This window comes from Mediterraneibacter hominis (assembly GCF_014287475.1).
GTDB lineage: Bacteria > Bacillota > Clostridia > Lachnospirales > Lachnospiraceae > Mediterraneibacter > Mediterraneibacter hominis.
The window spans coordinates 266037-288112 of the sequence record NZ_JACOPF010000002.1 but is presented as its reverse complement, the minus strand read 5'-3'; the positions used below and the strand labels follow the sequence as shown (position 1 = coordinate 288112).

Sequence of the window (22076 nt, the reverse complement as noted above, 5' to 3'; positions counted from 1 at the left end):
GTTTCCTTCTCTCTTACATGTCCTGGCGCTTCCTTTTTGTTTTCGCCTTTGTACTACAAAGCTCATTTTGCTACTGCTTCAATCTCTACTTTTGCTCCCTTCGGCAGTTTCGCAACCTGAAACGCCGCGCGCGCCGGATATGGCGCTGTGAAAAACTCCTGATATACCTCATTCATTGCTGTAAAGTCTTCCATATCTTGCAGATAGACCGTCGTTTTTAAAATCCGTTCCATCGTGTAGCCTGCCTCTTTTAATATTTCCCGAATATTTTCCAGAGACTGTCTTGTCTGAGCGGCAATATCTTCTGACGGAAACTCCCCTGTTTTAGAATCAATCGGCAGTTGTCCCGAAACAAACAAAAGTCCTTCGTCCATCACTGCCTGGGAATATGGCCCGATTGCCGCAGGCGCTTTCGGCGATTCTATTTTTTCTTTCATCTCCTTCACCTCCTTTTTTCAATTTTTCAACTCTTCACCTGCTTTCACTTTACACCCCCCCCCCAGATTTTAACAATAAATTTTTATCAAAAAAATAATTTTTTACTAATATCACAATTTTGTTGACTTATTTTTGTGAAAAATGTATAGTAAAAACAAATAAAAGAAAGGGGAACCATACAAAATGACAGACCAAGAGATTTTATCCCTGTTTATTCCATTTGTAAAGTTTCTCGGAGAAGTGCTGGGGGAAAATACAGAAGTTGTACTGCACGATATTTCCTGTCCGGAGCAGTCGATCGTCGCTATCGAACATGGCTTTCACTCTGGAAGAACCGTCGGCAGCTCACTCACCGATTTTGCATTCCAAGTCACAAATAATAAAGAATATGAAAGCGAGGATTATCTTGTCAACTATAAAGCAAAGGCAAAGGGGAAAGAATTTATCGCCTCTACTTTCTATATAAAAAACCAGGGAAGATTAATCGGCATGCTTTGTCTGAATACGGACACCACTGCCGTCCGCAGCTTTATGAAAACAACGCAGCAGCTAATCGAAACGCTTCATATAGGAGGCGCTGTGCTTACAATGGATAAGAACAACAGCATGAACACGTCGGTAGAAGAAAATTTGGATATTCCTATCGTTTCTTTTGCCGATTCTATTATTGCTAAAACAATTGCTGATTCTGATATTTCTCCGGAAAGGATGACACGAAAAGAAAAAATGGAAATTGTGTGGGATCTTGCCGATCGCGGGATTCCCCGCATGAAAGGCGCTATTTCGGAGATAGCCCGGCAGCTTAAGCTTTCTGAATCCACTGTATACCGCTACATCAGCCAGAAATCATAATAGAATAACTAATCTTTATGTCTATAGGAGGCAAACTGTATCCCGACAGCCTGCCTCCTCTTTTTTGTATCTTTCTTTATCCTGCTGTGTAAAGTCTATGTTAATACAGTTTCCCCTTATTCTTTTGCATTTCTTTACATATCCATGATTTTCACCCTTAAATATATTTCTTTAAAAACCCACTCTAAAGGGTATTTCGCAGCTCATTTTCTCCGGACTGTCAGGCTTTTCCCTATAAAGCCCAGAATAACGTGCATTTAACCTCGTCCTACTTTTTTATTTAACATACCGTCTATATAATAGCTTACTGTATACAGCCCACTCCCGAGAAAGAAAGGAGGAAATGATGTTAAAAATAGCACACTTATCTGATATACATTTACGTTGTAAATATTCTGGTACTTATATGGATGAAATCATCCGGCAGCGGACAATGCCGACCGATTATTTTATCACTGCTTTAAAAGAAATCTCTAATGCAGATTACGATCTAATCGTGCTTACCGGAGACTTGGTTCACGAAGGAAGTGCGCAAGACTACGCCTATTTAAAAGAACTGCTTGATACATACGCATGTGGTAAGCCCGTACTTCCCGCCTTGGGAAACCATGATTTCAAAAAAAGCTTTTATGAAGGCTTCTGCCAGAGAACCTCTGACAAGCCAGTATATTATGTGAAATATATTCACGATTACCGTTTTATTGTTCTTGATACCTCTATAGAAGGGGAGGGAGACGGATATATATCAGACGAACAGGAAAAATGGCTCTTTCGCCAATTAGCGTCTCCCTATAAAAAAGGTACTGTTTTGTTGGGGCACCACCCATTCAAAAGTGAACAGTCCTGGTTTCAGACCAAACTACCAGAAAATTTTATCGAGAAGCTGCAAAAAACCGACGTAATCGCTTATCTATGCGGCCATGCTCATTTTCAAGAAAGCCGGAAGCTTGGAACATTTATTCAGTTGACATCAGAAGCATTTAACTATGGAGTTGAGACAAGAAAGCAAGAGGTTGTATACACAGAGACAAAAGGATATTGCACATGCTGGTTAAAAGAAGACGGCGATATTGTTTCCCATATGCATGTCTTGACACCTTATAACCCCGTTTTTTATACCCTTTAGGGTGCACTCTTCAGGTGTCCCTTTTAGATTTATTCTTGACAGACAAAACACAACAGAGGAATTATGAAAAAATTTGGAGGAAAAAAATGAAAAGAAATAAAATAATTATGCTGATTCTTTCCGTTTCCATGTTAGGCGGATTGCTTGGCGGCTGCGGAAATTCCAGTGATTCTAAAGGAGAGAAAGTGACAATCGAATACTGGCACACAAATTCCGAGACCCGCGGAGGCCCCACAGTTGAAGAACAGATTAAGGCCTTTAACGAGGCGAACCCAGACATTGAAGTCATTGGACGCTATAATGACGGATATGACGGGCTTATGCAGAATCTACAGGCAGATGCGGCGGCGGGCAATACGCCGGATCTGGTACAGGTTTCTTATTCTAACCTCGAATATTTTCCGAACAATTTTTCCTATACGGCACCGGACGAATTGATGGAAAACTATTCGGATAATCCGGAATTTATTTCTGATAATTTTGCAGAAAATATTATCAGTCTTGGGACGGACAGCCAGGGAGACCTTGTAGGCTTTCCCTATGCAGTAAGTAATCCTATTCTCTACTACAATAAGGATATTCTGCAAGAGGCAGGACTTACAGACGCTCCTGAAACATGGGAGGAAGTAAAGGACTACGCTTTGACAATCAAAGAAACAACCGGAAAAAATGCTTTCCATCTCCAGGAAAATGATACTTGGGCATTGCAGGCATTATTGGAGTGTAATGGCGGCAGCTTCCTGACATGGACAGACGGTACTCCCGAATGTACGATAGCTGATCCGGCAAGTGCAGAAGCGTTCCAGTTATACGCAGATATGACGCTGAATGATAAGACTTCCGTACATATCAGCACAGATGAGGCGCTGCAGGCATTTAACGCAGGGGAACTCGCTATGCTGGCATCCTCCTGTGCAAACCTGGCAGGTATTGAAGAATCTGCTTCTTTTGAAATCGGAACGGCTCCTTTCCCTGTATTTGAAGGAAAAGAACGCGCAGTACCTGCCGGCGGATGCGTACTGGCTGTAACTTCACAGGATGATGAGAAAAAGAAAGCCGTCGCTAAATTTATTGAATTTTTATATGAAGACGACAATCTCGTAGACTGGGTAGATGGAACCGGTTACGTGGCTCCCACAAACAGCGCGTTAAATTCTGACGGTATGCAGCAGCTTCTGGCGGAAGATAGTCTGCGTGAGGCAGCTTCCTCACAGGTAGAAGATATTATTCCATGGGCTGCATTCCCCGGCGATTCCGGCCTGCAGGCACAGCAGTATATCTCTGATGCCAGAGACCAGATTCTAAACGGTGAAGATATAAATACCGCGCTTACAGAATGTCAGAATTCTATTAATGCACTATTCGAATAAAAGAAAGGCTGATCGCTATGAAAAATATTCATAAGCCAGCGGTAAGTACAAGCAGACCGGATAGGGCCAGGAAAACCGGTAAATTTCTCCGGCCCTATCTGTTTTTGTTTCCCGCTGCCGCCGTCCTGGCAATTTTTATGTTTTATCCTCTGATATATACGATTTATCTAAGCTTTTTTGACTGGAACATGGTGAAGCCGGTAAAAGAATTTGTCGGCTTCGCCAATTATATCAATATGTTTCAGGATCCAAATATACAGAAAATATTAGTAAATACTTTTTTATATATTTTTCTGCTTCTGATTTTTAATTTTGTTGCTCCATACATTTTTTCCTTTATCTTGTCTTTCGTTATAAAAAAAGGTAAAAATTTTTATAGAAGCTCCATTTTTTTGCCGAGTGTCATCTCCCTTGTAGCAGGAACCATGATTTTTGTCTGGATTTTAAACCCGATCTCCGGACCGGCCGCCAAAATTATGGAAGCATTTGGCCAGAAGGTTCCTATCTGGAGCACAACGCAGGGGCTTGTTATCGTTGTAATCAGTATCATTACTTCATGGAAAATATTCGGATACAATTTTATCGTCGCCTTGTCCGGCGTCGGAAGTATTCCATTAGAAATCATTGAAGCGGCGAGGGTCGACAATATACCTCTGCACAAAATATTTCTAAAAATTGTTGTGCCTATGAGCAGCTCTACCGGCATCTATGTGCTGATTCTCGCAATCGTCCAGGGAATGCAGCAGGTGTTTACTCCAATCAACATGATCACGCAGGGCGGGCCGGACTATGGCAGCAGTAACCTGATCTACAACGTGTATAATGAAGCGTTTGGTTTTTATAAAACCGGCTCCGCCTCCGCTTATGCCATTTTAATGATGCTTATTTTTATTTTCCTTCTGGTTCTGGAATTCAAATATGTAGAGAAGGGAGTTTACTATGAAAACTAATCAAAATTTAAAGACTGCCCGCCCTCTTCATAAGCGGCAGATTGGGTGGCATCTGTTGATGATGCTTCTGGTAATCATCGCGCTGGTTCCTGTCTTGTTCGCATTCATAAGCTCCTTCAAATCCATGCAGGAATTATATAACGGCAGCCTGCTTCCATCACAGATAACATTCGACAATTACGGAGAAATTTTATCTTCTCTCCCTATTTTTAAGATTACGCTGAATACCTTCATAATTGCTGTGACAGTTACTGTCTTTAAAGTAGTTACGAGTACATTAGCCGCATATGCATTTGTATTTTTTGATTTTAAGGGGAAAAATGTAATTTATTTCTTTTTGATATGTACAATTTTTATTCCGTTTACTGTAACAATGATCCCGAACTATCTGACTGTCTCTAATCTGAATCTAGTAGATAAAATCTGGGGCGTTGTCCTTCCTCAACTGGCAGATGCATCGGGAATCTTTCTTTTACGGCAGACTATGAAAACGGTTCCCCGACCGTTGATAGAAATTTCTCATCTGGATGACATTTCAGAAATGAAAATTTTACGGAATATCATTATTCCTATATGCAGACCGGCCATCATTTCTACAGGCATCATCTTTTTTATTAATTCCTGGAATGAATATGTCTGGCCTACGCTGATACTGCGCAGCAGAGAAAATTATACCCTGTCGCTTGCCATGCAGGTATTTACAGATTCCGAAGGCGGCGTGGAATATACGATAACATTAGCAATGGCAGTCATTACAATGCTGCTGCCTCTCACGTTATATTTAATCTTCCAAAAGCATATTATGAGTACATTTGCGTCGTCGGGAATAAAAGGATAAAAGCTTATTATACGAGGAGTTTCATTATGGCAAACAAAAAAGATATTATATTTAAAAACGTAGAAAAAACATTTGGAAAAACAAAAGTGATCGAACATTTAGATCTACATATCCGCGAAGGCGAGCGCCTGATTCTGCTGGGCCCTTCCGGATGTGGAAAATCCACAACTCTGCGGATGATCGCAGGACTGGAGACCATCAGCTCTGGAGAATTAGTCATGGAAGGAAAATGCGTCAACGACGTACCTGCCGGAAAAAGAGGCGTATCTATGGTTTTTCAAAACTACGCCCTGTACCCTCACATGACAGTCAGAGACAATATCTGCTATGCTTTAAAAGCACACAAAGAAGAGAAAGAAGAAATTGAAAAACGCCTGCAAATGGTATTAAAAATTTTCGGACTGGAAACCTATGTGAACAGGAAGCCAAAAGAGTTATCCGGAGGACAAAGGCAGCGCGTCGCGCTCGCGCGCGCATTAGTAAAGCGCTCTCCTTATCTGCTCTTGGATGAACCTCTGTCGAACCTGGACGCCCAGCTCCGTTTACAGGCGCGTAAGGAACTCGTAAAAGTACATCAATACTACCATCAGACCTTTATCTATGTCACCCACGACCAGGTAGAGGCTATGACACTTGGAAACCGTATCGCGCTTATGCGTGAAGGAAAGCTGATGATGCTGGACACACCTTATAATGTCTATCACCGCCCTGCCAATGTATTTACAGCAAAATTTATCGGGTCTCCGGCAACAAATATTATTTCTGCCGTCTGGAAGAACGGACTGCTGCACTGCGGCAAGTATTCTCTGAAGCTCCCCGATATGTGGGAAAAACTGATTATTGCGTCCAAAGAAACCGAATTCTATCTTGGGATCCGTCCGGAACATATCCATCTGCACGCCGGACTATCTGACAATTCCCTGGGCGGAGAAGTCGACTATATTGAAGATTATGGAAATAAAATGGGAATCTATTTCCGTATGAACGGAGAAGAAATTATTTCTGTTGACAATACGATACCTGGAAGCTCGGGCTCTTCCGTTTCTTTTACGCCTGATTTCAGACATATCTATATCTTCGAGAAAAAAAGCGAAAATAGTATCGGCTATCCTCCGGAATTAGATATAAATATCTCTGCACAGGAAAAAATGATGCGGGATATTTTAAGCCAGGGCAGTCAGGTAAAAATGGGACAGGATGAAGTCATCCATGTACACCGGTAGAATAAGACAAATACAGCACAGCTAAAAAGTTTTTACTTTCTTAGCTGTGCCTTTTTATCCATTATCCTGCTGCCGAAGTTCGTTTCCAAACCTTGTATACTGCGGCATCCAGGCAAGCCGCACTGTTCCTACCGGACCGTTGCGCTGTTTGGCTATGATAATCTCCGCGATATTTTTATCCTCGGTATCTGGTATATAATAATCTTCCCGGTAAATAAACATGCATACGTCGGCGTCCTGCTCGATTGCCCCAGATTCACGCAAATCCGAAAGCATAGGGCGCTTATCTGTCCTCTGTTCCACCGCGCGGCTTAACTGAGACAGCGCAATCACAGGAACATTCAGCTCCCTGGCAAGCCCTTTTAAAGAACGGGAAATTTCGGAAATTTCCTGCTGCCGGCTCTCGTTGCTTCTGCCGCCGCTTCCACTCATCAGCTGCAAATAGTCAATGATGATTAAGTCCAGCCCCATTTCCAGCTTATACTTTCGACACTTCGAGCGCATCTCTGCAATAGAAATTCCCGACGTGTCGTCGATAATCATCTTCGATTTTCCGATCGTTCCCGCGCCTTCAATCAGCTTTTCCCAGTCTGTGTCTTTCAAGTTTCCCGTTCTTAATACCTGCGCATCCACATGCGACTCCAGGGAAAATAAACGGTTTACCAGTTGTTCCTTTGACATCTCCAGACTGAAAATTGCCACGGCAAGATTCTGCCTGAATGCCACATGCTGTGCGATATTCAACACAAACGCAGTCTTTCCCATAGACGGACGCGCTGCAATCAGAATTAAATCGGAACGCTGCAGTCCGGAAAGCTTATAATCCAGATCGATAAAGCCGGTAGGGATTCCCGTCACCGTACCCTTTGTCTTTGAGGCTTTCTCAATGACGTCCAAAGCATTGAGCACCACCTGTTTAATCGGAGTATATTCCTGCATGTTTCCATGTTCTACGAGTTCAAAAATTCCTTTTTCCGCCCGTTCCAGAATTACTTCCAACGGTTGGTTTTCCAGATAACAGGTATTCGCAATTTCTTCATTTATCTTGATCAGTTTCCGCAGGGTCGCCTTCTCCTGTACAATTTCTGCATAATACTTTACATTCGCAGAAGTCTGCACATTCGCAATCAGTTCTCTGACAAATTCCATCCCACTTACTTCGGGGGGAACATTTTTTTCTTTCAAATGCTCCTGCAGGGTAATCAAATCTACTGGTTTCCCTGATTGAAACAGTTCTACCATAGAGTCAAACAAAATCCCGTATGCAGACTGGTAGAAGTCTTCTCCCGACAGGATCTCTGAAGCCGCGATAATCGCGTCTTTATTCATAAGCATAGCTCCCACTACTGCCTGCTCTGCCTCCGCACTATGTGGAAGTATTCTTTTAATGGCTGCTTCCATAAAGAACATCTCTCCTTAACTTCTGTCTACCTGCCCGTTAGTTTTCTTCTGTCACAGAAACCTTCAGCTCTGCCGTCACTTCTGGATGAAGCTTTACAGGCACATTGTGCGTTCCAAGTGTCTTTATCGTTTCTTTTAACTGGATTTTCTTTTTGTCAATATCCAGTCCCATCTGTTCTTTCACTGCCGCAGCGATCTCCTTGCTGGAAACAGAGCCGAATGTCCTTCCGCCCTCTCCGACTTTAATCTGGAGCGTCACTTTACCGCCCTCCAGCTTTGCCGCTAATTCTTTTGCCGCTTCCAGATGTTCCTTTGCTACTTTTACTTCATTATTTTTTTGCAGTTTTAAATCATTTAAGTTCTTTCCGGTTGCCTCCACTCCCATTTTCTTAGGCAAAATAAAATTCCTTGCATAACCGTCGCTTACATTGACAATTTCTCCTTTTTTCCCGAGAGCCTTTACATCCTGCAATAAGATTACTTTCATTTTAAATATCTCCTTCCTCAATCATCTGGTCTATTGTTTCTTTCAAGGCATTCACCGCCTCGTCAATATCTGTATGCTCAAACTGTGCCCCTGCCGAATTGATATGGCCGCCGCCTCCCAGTTTTTCCGCAATAATCTGTACGTTCACTTCATCAATGGAACGAGCGCTTAAATATATCTTCCCTTCATATACGGTAAGCACAAAGGACGCTTTGATTCCACCAATATCCAGCAGCTCATTTGCCGCCTGCGCCGCCAGCACCGTAGGGCTGTCTATATCGCTTGGACAAACTGCAATGGCATACTCCTTCCTGTATACCTCTGCTCTTCTGACTGCCTCCGCCTTTGCCCGATAAGATGCCATATCATCTCGGAACATTTTACGCACGCGCGTAATATCCGCACCACATCTGCGCAGAAACGCCGCTGCCTCGAACGTGCGTACGCCAGTACGATTCATAAAGTTGCGTGTATCTATCATAATTCCGGCATACAGACAGTCCGCCTCCACCGAAGGGAATTTAATATCATCGACAATATACTGCAGTACCTCTGCCACCATTTCGCATGTAGAAGAAGAATAAGGCTCTACATAGGAAAGCACTGCATTTTCAATGATGTTGCTGCTCTGACGGTGATGATCTAATACCGCCGTCATCTTAGAGCGCTTCAACAGATCCGGACATTCCGTCATCTGTGGTTTATTCGTGTCCACCACAATCACCATTGTACTGTCGGAAATACGATCCAGCGCCTGTTCTGACGTCAGGAAAATGTCGTCCTCATATGCCGGGCTCTCTGCTATCTCATCATACAGCGGACGGATAGAGCTCGTCACCTCGTTGATAACGACATGCGCCTTTTTCTCCAGGCTCACCGCCGCCCTGTAGATTCCCATACATGCTCCGAAGGAATCTGCATCCGCAATCTTATGTCCCATAACGATGACTTGATCTTTTGCCTCAATAAACTCCCGCAGCGCCTCTGCCTTGACACGTGCTTTAACGCGGGTATTCTTTGCCGTCTGCTCCTTCTTGCCGCCAAAGTACGTAATCCCCTTACAATCTTTAATGACCGCCTGATCTCCGCCTCTGGCAAGCGCCAGGTCAATCGCAACCCGCGCATAATTATAGCTCTGTGCATATGTCGCAGTATTTAAACCAAGCCCGATACTTAAAGTAGCACAGCGGGCATTTCCGATATTGACCTGCTTTACCTCCTCTAACAGAGAAAATTTGTCCGCCTCTATCTGCCGGTAGCTTTCTTTCTTAATTACAATAAAATACTTATCCTTCTCCAGCTTCTTAACGATTCCGTCAAGGTCTCCTATATATTTATTGATTTTCCGGTCAATCAGCGCCACAAGAAGTGACTGGCGCACCTCCTCCACGCTCTCCATTACCTCATCGTAATTGTCAATATAAATGAGTCCTGCAATCAGACGCTGTTCTTCATTTTCTTTGATATATGCGTTCAGCTCTGTGACGTCCTTTAAATAGACAGCAATAAAATACTCCTTTTCTTCCGGTATCTGCAAAAGTTTCTCTGATTTACTGAATCCCTCAAGAGAAACTCTTTTCAGAACTGCCTGATAGCTGCGTTCCTTGAAGGTTACTTCCAGCTCTATGTGTTCCATATCGTCTTTTGGAAATACCCCTTTATTGAGCGCGGGAATAATTTTGTTTAAATACGGTTCTCTTTTCTTTCCTTCCACCAGAGCTTCAAAGCTGTCATTCTTCCAGAGTATTCTCCCATCCTCGAGTGTAATCGCATACGGAAGCGCCAGCTCTTTCAACAATGTGTTCTGTATGCCTTTATACTGTGTAGAGAATTGGATCAGGTCAGCCAGAATAAGAGAACGGTTATAGAAATACAGCACGCCTGCAATCACAAAGTAGATAATAATAAACGCAGACATCATCATGCCCGCCTTCTTGTCAATCATATACATCCATATATTCATGGCAAGCAAAAGAACAGTCATAATCAACGGCCAGTGCATGTACATCCGAAGCTGCCCTTTTAAACGCATTTTATTTTTCTTCATTGTTCTTTCCTCACTTCAAGTACAGACATTTTACTTACACAGCCCTGCAAACAGGCTGCCATCACTCCCCATACAGGCAGTATCCTGCCAATTGTTCCTATTATACCATCTTTTTTATGATTATTCTACTTTTTCGTTATAATGCTTAAGCAGATAGTATCAGTTCAGTCCGCGCCATTCGTAAAACCGCACTGCGTGCTTATCGTGGCTGCCGCAAAACAACAGGCACTTACAGCTTTCCTTGTAAGTGCCTGCTTTCAAAAATTATGCTTCTTTAATCGTCAAATTCCAGATATGCCCCTTTCATCGTCGAGGCCGCATGTTCGCTGAACATCCGGAGCACACCGCGCTTGTATTTTCGTTCCCGGCGCGTCCACCTTGTCCGGCGTTCTGCCAGAATCTTCTCGATTTCTTCCGGAGAATGTCTCTCTCCTTTTATTCCGACGATTTCCAGCTTTCTTTCCTGTATATTAATATAAATCAAATCGCCTTCTTCTACTAGTGCAATCGGTCCGCCGTCGGCTGCTTCGGGGCTGCAATGCCCAATCACCGGTCCTGTGGACGCCCCAGAGAATCGCCCGTCTGTAATGAGAGCAATACTCCTGCCTAACTCCGCGTCAGAACTTATCGCCTCTGATGTGTAGAACATCTCCGGCATACCGCTGGCTTTTGGCCCCTCGTATCGAATCATTACCGCGTCGCCTTTTTGTACCTTGTGATGCAACACAGCGTCGAGACATTCTTCTTCACTGTCAAACGGACGGGCATAGAGTGTCGCCTCAAACATTTCCTTCGGACATGCGGTATGCTTTATCACCGCCCCCTCCGGAGCCAGATTTCCCTTTAATACGGCAATACTGCCCTCTGTGCCAATCGCCTTGTCATATGGTCTGATAATATCTTCTTTTGTCAGAGATATTCCATACTTTCTGTTTGCATCATCCAGCCATTTCTGGCATTTATCATAAAATCCGTTTTGACGAAGTTCATCCAGGTTCTCTCCCAGTGTCTTCCCAGTCACTGTCATTACATCCAGGTGCAGCTTTTCCCTGATTTCTTCCATAATCGCCGGCACACCGCCCGCATAGTAGAAAAATTCTGCCGGCCAGCGCCCCGCTGGACGCAGATCCAGAAGATAGTGCGCGCCGCGGTGCAGCCTGTCAAATGTATCGCCCGTAATCTCTAACCCATATTCATGGGCGAGAGCCGGTATATGCAGAAGTGCATTCGTACTTCCCGAAATAGCGGCGTGTACGAGAATCGCATTTTCAAAACTCTTCTCGGTTACGATATCAGACGGCTTTATCCCTTCCAGTGCAAGACGGACTGCCTGTCTGCCTGCACGGTATGCGTATTCCAATAAATCCGGACTGGCTGCGGGGAGCAGTGCGCTCCCCGGCAGAGCCAGCCCCAGCGCCTCCGCCATAATCTGCATGGTAGAAGCCGTACCAATAAAGCTGCATGCGCCGCAGCTTGGGCAGGCATTACATTTCGCCCAGTTAAAAGTTTCCTCGTCAATTTCTCCGCGTTCATACTTCGCGCTGTACATTCCCAACTGCTCCAGCGTCAGGAGGTTAGGGCCTGCGCTCATGGTACCGCCGGTAACCATAAGAGACGGTACATTGACCCGCGCCATTCCCATCAGATTTCCAGGCATTCCTTTGTCACAGCTAGAGAGGAATACACCTCCGTCAAAGGGAGTTGCCTTCTCATGGATCTCGATCATATCTGCAATGATCTCCCGACTTGCAAGGCTGTAATTAATGCCGTCCGTCCCCTGGCTCTCGCCGTCGCATATATCTGTACAAAAGTAGCGCGCTCCTTTGCCGCCTTCCTCCTGCACTCCCCGCTGTACCTCTTCTACCAGTTTATCCAGATGTCCGCTTCCCGGATGGCTGTCTCCAAAAGTACTTTCAATTATAATCTGCGGTTTCTCCAGTTCTTCCTTTTTCCAGCCTGTCCCAATCCGCAGCGGATCCAGTTCCGGGGCCAGCTTTCTCATTTTCTGACTTATCAGTTCCATATATCTTTCCTCTAACCTCCTAATTCCTTGTTACATTATGCAATGCCGATCATTGTAAGAATGGCAAGAACGATAAATGCAACGATTCCGCCAAGAGCATTTGTTGTCGTAAAGTATTTGATACCCTGCTTTGCATTGAAGCCGTATAATGAAGAAAAAATCCAGAATCCGCTGTTGTTTACGTGCCATCCTACCATAGAACCGCATCCGATTGCAAGGCTTGTTACTACTGGATTCAATCCTAAAACCGGCATTAATCCTGCCATCAGTCCAGCCGCTGTCATAGCCGCCGTAGTCATAGATCCACATACAGTCATCAAGATAGCGCCCATAATAAACGGTACAAGAAGTGCCGGGAAAGCGCTGCCGCCAATCATTTCTCCGATTGTCTGGATCGCTTCGTTCTCACGGAGGATTCCACCCATAGCTCCTCCCATTGCCGTAATTAAAAGTGCACTAATCGCAATCTTCAACGCACGCTCTACCCAGTTGTTCATTACGATTTCAAACCAACTGCTCTTTTCTGTCAGTTTGCATCCGTTTCCATCATCATTTGCTTTGCCGATAACCTTCGTCTTACGTCCAAATACCATAAATCCTACAGCGAGTATACCAATGAAAAGAGCCAGAACGGTATTTCCGAAAACATCAAAGAATTTATATGCACCGCTTCCTTCTTCGCAGAAAAGCTTACCGATAGAGCCAACCGCAATCATTACAGCCGGCAGAAGCAATGGTGTAAAGGCTGCGAGAGGCTTTGGAACATGATCTTCTTTAATCAGAAGCGCCTCCACGTTGCTGGAATCCTCTACTTCTTCTATCCCTTCTGTATACTGCGGCAGCGGAGCTACATATTCGCTTTTTGCATAAATCGGTCGAAGCCCGAGATAGCAGACAGCAAAAGAAATCACAGAACAAATCAATCCCAATATAATCACAGTACCTATATCCGCTCCAAGCAGAACAGATACTGCCAAGATTCCCGGTGTAGGCGGTACAAGTCCGTGGGTCAAGGTCAATCCCAGGTTGACAAACGGAGCCACCTGCTGCATGCCCATTTTCTTACGCTTTGCAAGAATAGCGGAGATCGGCGCGTTGAGAATAATCGCAATATCGCCAAAAACAGGGATACTCATGATAAAGCCTGTCAATGACGGCGCAAGCTCAAGGCATTTTCCTTTAAACAGTCGGATAAAATAGTTTACCATACTGGTAGCTGCTCCCGTGTCATTGATTCCTGAAGCAATGATCGCTCCAAAGATAATCATAACGCCGATAGAGCCTAATGTCGATCCAAAATATTCCGTTATGGAAGCAAATGTGTTTACGATTCCTTTCCCGGATGCAAGACCACAAAACGTAGCGGTCAAGAACAGCACCATAACCGGGTGCATTTTGAATTTCAACGTGAGAATCGTCAAGATAACAATGGCGATAGCCAACATAATCACAAATTGTAATGGTGTCATTTTTTTCCCTCTCTTTCTTAAATTAGATAATTATAAATAGGATAGGCAGTCATTCTTTTTTAATGCCTCATGCACTGTCCGATATGCATTCTCAATTACCCACTCAGGCGTCTGACGCCAATACTGCGGCCGGAAAGTTTCCACCGATACCATTCCGTTATATCCGGTCTCTCCAAGTGTTTTCAGGAAAGCGTCTGTGTCAACCACGCCCTCCCCTGGGAAACAGCGTTTGTCCTGTCCCATTTCTTCTTCCGGCACATCATCCGCACTCATCAGATGGACAGCAAAGATTTTTTCCGGCTGAACCTCTCTAATCTTTGAAAAATCATTGCACTTTCCACAAAGATAGATATTATAAGAGTCGAAAACAAACCCTACGTTATCCTCATCCACAGCGCGTACTATACGGTCTGCCGCCTCTATCGTGCGCACACAGCTCTTTTTTAAGCCTACCAGTTCAAAGCAGAGGTTCATTTCGTAGGGGCGTGCAAATTCGGAAAGCTTCTTTAAGATATGTATGCAATCCTTTTCCGCCTCCTGTACGTTCCCTGTGAACACTCCGCTTGGATCGAGTGGAGGCACAATAATCATATAATGGCTGCCAATCGCCTTGCCCGCCTCACAGGCCAGAAGAAAATCCTGCATTACAGGATCGTCTGCCGCACCTGTATCTTCTTTTAGAAAATCCTGCCGCAGATATACGGCATTAATTGCATGCGGCTTCAACCGGCTTTTTGCAAAAAAATCAGTTAATTCTTCCAGTGTTCCTGTCTTCAGAAAATCTCTCAGCATATCCAGCCGTATTTCAATATAGTCCATTCCTGCTTTCTCACACAATTTCAAATCTGTCATCAGATCCGAACAGTCTTTACCGCAGGCTTCATTATAAGATGTATACATACTATTTCCTCTTTTCTTTAAGTGAGTGGAAATTTCACCGGCATTCCACTCTTCGTACTCCGGTAAATCGCAGTAAACAGTTCCACCGTCTTTCGTCCGTCCCTGGCGTCTACCAGAGGTTTCGTCCCGTTTTCTACAGCCTTTAGGAAATCCTCTATCTGCTCACGGTGGTAATAGTACATCGAATCGACACTGTTGAAGAAGTCACAGTCCCCTTTTTTCCATTCTTCCAACTGTTCTGTTTCGCCGGGCACCGTCCACAGGTCGTTATAAGGAGGCTCCGTAATAGAAGACATACCTGCGATAAACATTGCGCCGCCGTCTGTCTGCACTCCGACTCCTGCTCCGTTTTCACCGAAAATATGTACTTTTCCATAAAGCGCCGGATTCTGGCTGTTACTTGTAACAATGTTTCCGATCGCGCCGCTCTTGAACTTCACGACAGCTACGGCCGTATCTTCTACTTCAATATATGGGTGATTTAAATTTTTCCACACGCCGTATACTTCATCCACCTCGCCCATATACCATAGCAATAGATCCAGTTGATGAGGCGCTTGATTTACGAGTACGCCGCCGCCTTCTCCGTCCCATGTTCCTCTCCAGGCATCACTCTGGTAGTAGGCTTCATCTCTCCATCCAAGCATTGTAACCATACCCAGAACCGGCTTGCCTATCTTTCCGTCTTTGATTGCCTCATGAATACGCATACAAGGACGGTAGAAACGCCGCTGCACCATAGTGCCGATCGTTACTTTGTTCTTATCCCCCGCCTCAATAATTTTGTCGCAATCGGTAAGTGTAGAAGCCAATGGTTTTTCAATCAGCACATTGCAGCCATTCTCTGCTGCTGTGACTGCTGGATTTGCATGTAGTGGATGAGGGGTGCAGACACTGACTACGTCTAGCTGCTCTGTTCGGATCATCTCTGCAATGTCTGTGTACGCTTTTACATGATAAGCATCTGCAAAAGCCTTCGCACGCTCGTAATTCGCATCACATACGGCAGTGAAAACACTGTTTTCTAATCCGGCATAGGCTTTTGCATGGAAATCTCCTACTTTTCCACATCCTATAATTCCCGTTTTCAAGCTCATTCATTTTCCTCCCTTTCTTAAATTACTTTAAAAATATAACACTCGAAAGTCATCATATCAAATTGTTGCATATACATTCTACTTTTCACACAAAAAAAGGAGGGTTTTCCACTTTTTTCGGCTAGATATTTGACATTTTATATAATTTTTATATTTTTTATGTGTTATTTTTTATTACTCCACACAAATTAGTCTGACTAATTTGTTCTTACAAATTACCGTACGAAAACGCTTCATTTTCTGTAGTACTATACAATCCAATGAAAAAGAGCTCCTTTCACAGAGCTCTTAATCATATACAATCCTTTTTTCTTTTTTAATCTCCTTTATCAAACTGCGATTATACGTAATATGCATTGTCATAGCAGCTTTTGCCCCAATCGGATCATGCTCTGCGATCGCTTCGGCAATCGCGCGGTGGGTCGTGATAGTCTCCTTTGTCAACTGCCTGTGTGTAATATTCACAAACATCAGTACCGCCGTTTCTATTATAGCAATCAACTGCTCAATTACTTTATTTTTGCTGCAAAGTGCAATGTGTGTATGAAAATCAATATCAGACTGAATATAGTATTCTTCTTCTCTTATCCGCCTCTCTGTATCATCGCACTTCTCAAATAATATCTTTATTTCTTCTTCTGTAGCATTATACGCCGCCAGCTCCGCGATCCCCGGCTCCAGAATCATACGCAGGTCTACTAAATCCATCGCCAAAGAAACCTTATCCTCGACATTCCGTAGATTCAGCGGATCTAAATCTGAAGGAATAACTTCCCGCACATATGTCCCAGACCCCCGTCGTGTCTCCAATACCCCACGGGAAACAAGTAACTTCACTGCCTCTCGGATCGTGCTTCGCCCAACGCCAAACCGTTCTGCCAGCTTAAACTCATTCGGCAGACGTTCTCCCGTCACTATTCCCTGTTGAGTAATATATTCATAAATTTGTTCTTCTACCTGTTCAGCCAGCAATATCTGGCGGATTCCCTTCAAATTCCCTGCCATATGCTTATAAATGAGCGGGCGCTTATCGCAGGATGCCAAATAAAATCCCGGATATCGCCCCCTCACCCTTTCCTCTCTTCGACAAGTACTATACTAAAGGATTGCAAAATTGTCAATTATATCTTCTTTCCGTTTACCTTTAAAGAGTTCTTCTGCGCACGCCTTTTTCTTCTGCTTAATCCACGTAAAGCTGCATTGGGTATGCCATGTATTCAACCGGATCCAGCTTATCCACTGTCACATAACCTGCCGGCGCTTTTATCAATGTCGGAATCCGATTAACAATCGTTGCACAGGTGTGTTCTACCGTAGCCGGTTTTACCACATGGAATTCTGTATCCGGCTCACCGATAATCTTCCAGTCACACATATCCCCGTCGTCAGGTCCGTATACTTTTCCAATACACTGTGTTTCCAGAATAATGCCCTGATTTGTCTCTGTCGTTACCACCGCGCTCATTCCGATACAGTTCCCTTTTGGAATAGTTTCTCCCAGTGTTGCAGAATACAAATCCTTGTCATAAAAATACGGAACACATTTCTGGGAACTGGACTTTACACTCAACCCCAGTCTATTTGCCAAAGATTCATTGGAATTCCATACATATGCAGGCACTATTTCCTCCGGATGCGCCACCTCTGCCTCAAACTGCTCCGGTGTAAAGCCTGCGCCATGTGCCTTTGCAAGAGCCAGTCCGTAATCTTCTACATTATAACTCACTGCGCCTTCAATTTTCGTAATTTTGTGACAACCTGCCGCAACCTGTGCTATCATATTTACCCAGAAAATGTCCTGCATACCGCTGCCCGCGATTGTACAGCCATGCTCCTTTGCAAGGCGATCCAGACGGTTTGTCTCTTTTGCGCTTGTAGTCCACGGATAGATTGCCTCCTCGCAGGTAGTGATCACATGAATCCCTCGTTTCACACAGTCCTCAAACATTTTGTAGCAGTCCTTTACAAAACTGAACAATGTCACAACCGCTGCATCTGCGTCACAGTTATCCAGTACCTCATCTGCATTATCCGATATGATAACTCCTGTCTTCACGCCCAGCTCCGCATAATCTCCGATATCCATCCCCACAACCTCTGGATTGACGTCGATCGCACCGACGATCTCTGCGCCGCTCTCATAGAGATAACGCAGCGTATACTTTGCCATCTTACCACATCCGTACTGTACAACTCTGATTTTTTCTCTTTCCATAAATGTTACCCTCCTGTCTATTGCATGAATTTTATAGGTTTATTGTAAAACCTCCTGCTGCAATAGAGTCAAGAAGAATAGTTTAATTTTTAACAAATTCAACAGGAACCTGTAAACGCAGATACATTTCCCTCTTCCCCGCATGTGTAACCGGCAGTTCCGTCAGAACTTCACAAATGTAATCTCCACATATGCGAAGACGCATTTCTTCCACAAATTTTCTAAGTCTTTCGATATAGATTTTTTCTTTATCAAAATCATCACAGTATACACAGGCATACATATTAACCGGCAGTATACGGAAGCTCTCGCTTTTGCAGTCCTGGTCTACAAACACAAAAATCTCATTCGAAACACAGAAGCCACGCAGAAAATCTCCGGCTGTAATCGTAGTCCCCGCATTATAATAATACTCGCCCAGCCCCTGCTCCGTCATTTCCTTTTTCAAAGCCTTCAAAATTGTTTCATATTCTTCGATCCCGTATTCGTAAAAATTCACCTCCAGCTTTCTGCTATAGATTTTTCTGTCGTCAATGTACTCCATAGTAATTCTGCCGTCCTCCGGTGCCTTGAGATAGCGGTTGTAGCTGTCAATCATGCGCTTCACCGCTTTTTCTCTGCACATCAGCGCTTTTATCTGCATTTTTATGTCCCGCAGCTGCTGGTGGAGCATTTCATTTAGCAAGGCAAGATCCTGCCTGTCAAACACTTCCTTAATTTCTTTTAGCGTCATTCCTGTAGATTTCATGTATTGGATCATATCCAGCTTGGCACTCTGCCTTACATCATAATAGCGATATCCTGTCATTTCATTTATTTCTATCGGTTTCAGGATTCCCATTTCATCATAGAGACGCAGTGCCTGTATTGTCGTCTGGTTCAATTTAGCCATTTTCCCAATACTTAGTTTTTCCATCTTTTCCTCCTTTTCCTACAGCTTCTCACGTCTATGGCTTATATGTTTATCTTAGCAGAAACTCTCTTGTAAGAACAGAGTTTTCATAAAAACAGCAGTATTATATTGCAATCGGCCTGCCGTTATAGTAAAGTTAGTTATAAGCTTTCACGCTCATTCAGGAGGTATTCGGGCAAAGCCGAACAACGCATTAAAAACAAACGCATTGATTTGAGGTGGCAGTATGCACTATGTCATAAGCGATATCCATGGTTGTTACAATGAATATAGGAAAGCTATAGAAAAAGTGAATTTTAATGCCAACGACACTCTCTATGTTTTAGGTGACTGTATTGACCGTGGTTATGCATCTGTGAAAGTACTACAGGATATGATGAATCGTCCAAACGTGATTCCCCTTGTTGGAAATCACGAATTCATGGCTCTAAAAGTGTTAAAGGAGTTGTGTACTGAAATCACAGAAGAAAATGCAGAAACACATATTACTATAGAAACTATGCAATATTACACCGACTGGCTGTTAAACGGCGGAAAACATACAATCGAAGAATTCAGCGCCTTATCCCTGTCCAGGAAGTATGACCTTTTAGATTATCTAGGTGACTTTTCCCTATATGAAGAAGTTTTTGTAAATAATAAAAATTATCTGCTTGTACATGGCGGTCTTGAGCCCTTCAGCAGTGGAATGACCGTAGAAGATTTTACTGTGCCGCAGCTTTTATTTTCACACGCCAATCTGAATAAAACCTACTTTCAGGATAAGTACACCATCACTGGACATACTCCCACCGTATTAGAAAAAGGAAACAAGGGTACTGTAATCAGACGCAATAATCATATTTCCATAGACTGCGGCTGTGTATTCGGTTACAATTTAGCGATATACTGCATGGAAACAGATACAGAGGAGTACATATCTTCTGAATTTAAATACTGACAACTATACAAAACAAAAATGAATACAGATTGGAGCTTTTATGATATTCTTTACCTCTGACACACATTTTTACCATACCAATGTTATAAAACATTCTTCCCGTCCATTCAAAGACATAGAAAATATGAATCGTGCGCTTATAGAAAACTGGAACAGTACGGTTACTGACAATGATGAAATTTTTATTCTTGGAGACGTCACTTTAAAAGGGACTTCCTATGCAAATAAAATATTAAGCCGGCTAAACGGTCAGAAGTATCTGGTGAAAGGAAATCATGATAGATTCGCAGAGCAGCAGTCTTTCGACAAAAGCTCTCTTATCTGGATAAAAGATTATTACGAATTGCGCTGTAAAGATATGCTTTTCATTTTATTTCATTACCCGATTAAGGACTGGAACCACCGGCATCATGGAGCAATCCATTTACACGGGCATCAGCACAATACCGCTGATTACAATCAGAAAAATATGCAGTCGCAAATCCGCCGGTTTGACGTAGGTGTTGACGCAAATGATTTACGTCCCGTAAGTATCGAAAAAATACTCTCCGCTTTTGCGCCCGCAGATATAAAAAGCTGAGATTTTGCAGTTCCCCGCTAATCTCAGCTTTCTTTTTTTATTATATTCTGTTAATTAATCCTGTACGTACGGCATCAGAGAGATATGTCTCGCTCTCTTAATTGCCACAGTAAGAGCTCTCTGATGTTTTGCACAGTTTCCTGTGATTCTTCTTGGAAGAATTTTTCCTCTTTCAGAGACATATTTCTTTAACTTTGCTACGTCTTTATAATCGATTTCATTGTTTTCTTTTCCACAGAATACGCACACTTTTTTTCTTCTGCGCGCTGGGCCTCTTCTCTTGAAGCCGCCCTCTGGTTTACTTCCCTTTTCGTAAGCCATGACCAGTCTCTCCTTTCACAATTCTCTAATTAAACGGCAATTCTTCGTCAATTCCATCCGGAATGTTCATAAATCCGTCTCCCGCGTCAACACTTGGCGCCGGACTTGGGGCTGACTGCTGGAAAGCACCTCTGTTCGCTTCACTTTCGGCTCTGCTCTCTGCAAATTCCTGTTCTTCTATAATAACCTCTGTGGTATATACCTTGATACCATCTTTATTCGTATAGCTTCCAGTCTGAATACGTCCGGAAACAGAAACCCTCATTCCCTGACGGAAATATTTCTCTGCGAACTCCGCCGAACGTCCAAATACTACGCACGGAATGAAATCTGCAGTAGGTTCATTGTCGCGTTTAAATCTGCGGTCTACAGCTATTGTATATCTGCCGACTGCTGTTCCGTTCTCTCCTTGTGAATACCGAATCTCAGGGTCTCTTGTCAACCTTCCTACTAAAATCGCCTTATTCATATATACCTCTTTCTTTATGCTTCCTGTTTCACGCACAAATATCTGATCACATTGTCCATGATACGGATACGCTGTTCTACTTCTCCCGGAACAGTTGTATCAGATTCGAAGTGGATGAAGTAATAATATCCTTCTTTCATCTTCTGGATTTCGTAAGCAAGTCTTCTCTTGCCCCACTCATCGACATCTGTCACATTGCCGCCGAAACGTGCGATCAATGCTTTCACTTTTTCGATGACTTCTGCTCTCGCTTCATCCTCAAGCTTTGCGCTGACAACAACAGCTAATTCATACTTGTTCATGTGTTCTTGCACCTCCTTATGGTCTCTGGCTCCCGGACAAGCCGGGAACAAGGATAATTAATTTCTGTCATATAACGACAGTATGTCACGGTTTAATATCATACCATAAGAACTG

At 43.5% G+C, this 22076-nt stretch carries 22 protein-coding genes; 8 read left to right on the top strand and 14 right to left on the bottom strand.

Going from position 1 to position 22076, the window contains the following annotated elements:
- Positions 1–62: 62 nt before the first annotated feature.
- Positions 63–437, bottom strand: coding sequence for a RidA family protein (locus H8S37_RS10860; protein ID WP_186876087.1), 375 nt, complete (start codon positions 435–437; stop codon positions 63–65).
- Between the two features lie 184 nt (positions 438–621).
- Between H8S37_RS10860 and H8S37_RS10855 the strand changes: the two genes are divergently transcribed.
- The 6 genes from H8S37_RS10855 (at position 622) to H8S37_RS10830 (ending at position 6797) form a co-directional block, all read left to right on the top strand.
- The gene (locus H8S37_RS10855) at positions 622–1290 is read left to right on the top strand and encodes a helix-turn-helix transcriptional regulator (protein WP_186876086.1); all 669 of its coding nucleotides are present in this window, start codon (positions 622–624) and stop codon (positions 1288–1290) included.
- 346 nt (positions 1291–1636) lie between these two features.
- Positions 1637–2416 carry a metallophosphoesterase family protein gene (locus tag H8S37_RS10850; RefSeq protein WP_186876085.1) on the top strand — a complete coding sequence of 260 codons (780 nt, stop codon included), beginning with the start codon at positions 1637–1639 and terminating at the stop codon, positions 2414–2416.
- A gap of 86 nt (positions 2417–2502) precedes the next feature.
- Positions 2503–3786, top strand: a complete 1284-nt coding sequence (locus H8S37_RS10845; protein WP_186876084.1) for an ABC transporter substrate-binding protein — start codon at positions 2503–2505, stop codon at positions 3784–3786.
- A gap of 17 nt (positions 3787–3803) precedes the next feature.
- Complete coding sequence (locus H8S37_RS10840) at positions 3804–4736, top strand: carbohydrate ABC transporter permease (protein WP_186876083.1); 933 nt, start codon at positions 3804–3806, stop codon at positions 4734–4736.
- Entirely contained in the window at positions 4726–5574 is an 849-nt protein-coding gene (locus tag H8S37_RS10835) for a carbohydrate ABC transporter permease (RefSeq protein WP_186876082.1), read from the top strand. Before H8S37_RS10840 ends, H8S37_RS10835 begins: the two co-directional genes overlap by 11 nt.
- Before the next feature lie 26 nt (positions 5575–5600).
- Positions 5601–6797 carry an ABC transporter ATP-binding protein gene (locus H8S37_RS10830; protein ID WP_186876081.1) on the top strand — a complete coding sequence of 399 codons (1197 nt, stop codon included), beginning with the start codon at positions 5601–5603 and terminating at the stop codon, positions 6795–6797.
- A gap of 54 nt (positions 6798–6851) precedes the next feature.
- Here the strand turns inward: H8S37_RS10830 and dnaB are convergent, their stop codons facing one another.
- From dnaB to H8S37_RS10780, 10 genes are all read right to left on the bottom strand, one after another.
- On the bottom strand, positions 6852–8198 hold the full coding sequence (gene dnaB, locus H8S37_RS10825; RefSeq protein WP_330604930.1) for a replicative DNA helicase: 1347 nt from the start codon (positions 8196–8198) through the stop codon (positions 6852–6854).
- A gap of 37 nt (positions 8199–8235) precedes the next feature.
- Positions 8236–8685, bottom strand: a complete 450-nt coding sequence (rplI, locus tag H8S37_RS10820) for a 50S ribosomal protein L9 (RefSeq protein ID WP_186876079.1) — start codon at positions 8683–8685, stop codon at positions 8236–8238.
- 1 nt (position 8686) lies between these two features.
- The gene (locus H8S37_RS10815) at positions 8687–10732 is read right to left on the bottom strand and encodes a DHH family phosphoesterase (protein WP_186876078.1); all 2046 of its coding nucleotides are present in this window, start codon (positions 10730–10732) and stop codon (positions 8687–8689) included.
- 274 nt (positions 10733–11006) lie between these two features.
- Entirely contained in the window at positions 11007–12755 is a 1749-nt protein-coding gene (ilvD, locus tag H8S37_RS10810) for a dihydroxy-acid dehydratase (protein ID WP_186876077.1), read from the bottom strand.
- Between the two features lie 35 nt (positions 12756–12790).
- Positions 12791–14224 (bottom strand): GntP family permease, encoded by a 1434-nt coding sequence (locus tag H8S37_RS10805; RefSeq protein WP_186876076.1) that lies wholly within the window; start codon positions 14222–14224, stop codon positions 12791–12793.
- Between the two features lie 30 nt (positions 14225–14254).
- Positions 14255–15124, bottom strand: coding sequence for a sugar phosphate isomerase/epimerase family protein (locus tag H8S37_RS10800; protein ID WP_186876075.1), 870 nt, complete (start codon positions 15122–15124; stop codon positions 14255–14257).
- 17 nt (positions 15125–15141) lie between these two features.
- The gene (locus H8S37_RS10795) at positions 15142–16221 is read right to left on the bottom strand and encodes a Gfo/Idh/MocA family protein (RefSeq protein ID WP_186876074.1); all 1080 of its coding nucleotides are present in this window, start codon (positions 16219–16221) and stop codon (positions 15142–15144) included.
- 288 nt (positions 16222–16509) lie between these two features.
- Positions 16510–17238 carry a FadR/GntR family transcriptional regulator gene (locus H8S37_RS10790; protein ID WP_408631374.1) on the bottom strand — a complete coding sequence of 243 codons (729 nt, stop codon included), beginning with the start codon at positions 17236–17238 and terminating at the stop codon, positions 16510–16512.
- 163 nt (positions 17239–17401) lie between these two features.
- A complete protein-coding gene (locus H8S37_RS10785) occupies positions 17402–18436 on the bottom strand; it encodes an NAD(P)H-dependent amine dehydrogenase family protein (RefSeq protein WP_186876073.1) in 1035 nt (344 codons plus the stop codon).
- Between the two features lie 82 nt (positions 18437–18518).
- Complete coding sequence (locus H8S37_RS10780; RefSeq protein WP_186876072.1) at positions 18519–19352, bottom strand: MerR family transcriptional regulator; 834 nt, start codon at positions 19350–19352, stop codon at positions 18519–18521.
- A gap of 223 nt (positions 19353–19575) precedes the next feature.
- On the opposite strand from H8S37_RS10780, the gene H8S37_RS10775 reads away from it, so the two are divergent.
- A complete protein-coding gene (locus H8S37_RS10775) occupies positions 19576–20289 on the top strand; it encodes a metallophosphoesterase (protein ID WP_186876071.1) in 714 nt (237 codons plus the stop codon).
- Positions 20290–20329: 40 nt separating this feature from the next.
- Positions 20330–20869, top strand: a complete 540-nt coding sequence (locus tag H8S37_RS10770) for a metallophosphoesterase family protein (RefSeq protein ID WP_186876070.1) — start codon at positions 20330–20332, stop codon at positions 20867–20869.
- A gap of 54 nt (positions 20870–20923) precedes the next feature.
- Here the strand turns inward: H8S37_RS10770 and rpsR are convergent, their stop codons facing one another.
- The 3 genes from rpsR to rpsF are packed head-to-tail and all read right to left on the bottom strand — an operon-like array spanning position 20924 to position 21961.
- Complete coding sequence (gene rpsR / locus H8S37_RS10765) at positions 20924–21190, bottom strand: 30S ribosomal protein S18 (protein WP_022074687.1); 267 nt, start codon at positions 21188–21190, stop codon at positions 20924–20926.
- Between the two features lie 25 nt (positions 21191–21215).
- The gene (locus H8S37_RS10760) at positions 21216–21659 is read right to left on the bottom strand and encodes a single-stranded DNA-binding protein (protein ID WP_186876069.1); all 444 of its coding nucleotides are present in this window, start codon (positions 21657–21659) and stop codon (positions 21216–21218) included.
- Between the two features lie 14 nt (positions 21660–21673).
- On the bottom strand, positions 21674–21961 hold the full coding sequence (gene rpsF / locus H8S37_RS10755) for a 30S ribosomal protein S6 (RefSeq protein WP_186876068.1): 288 nt from the start codon (positions 21959–21961) through the stop codon (positions 21674–21676).
- Positions 21962–22076: the final 115 nt, after the last annotated feature.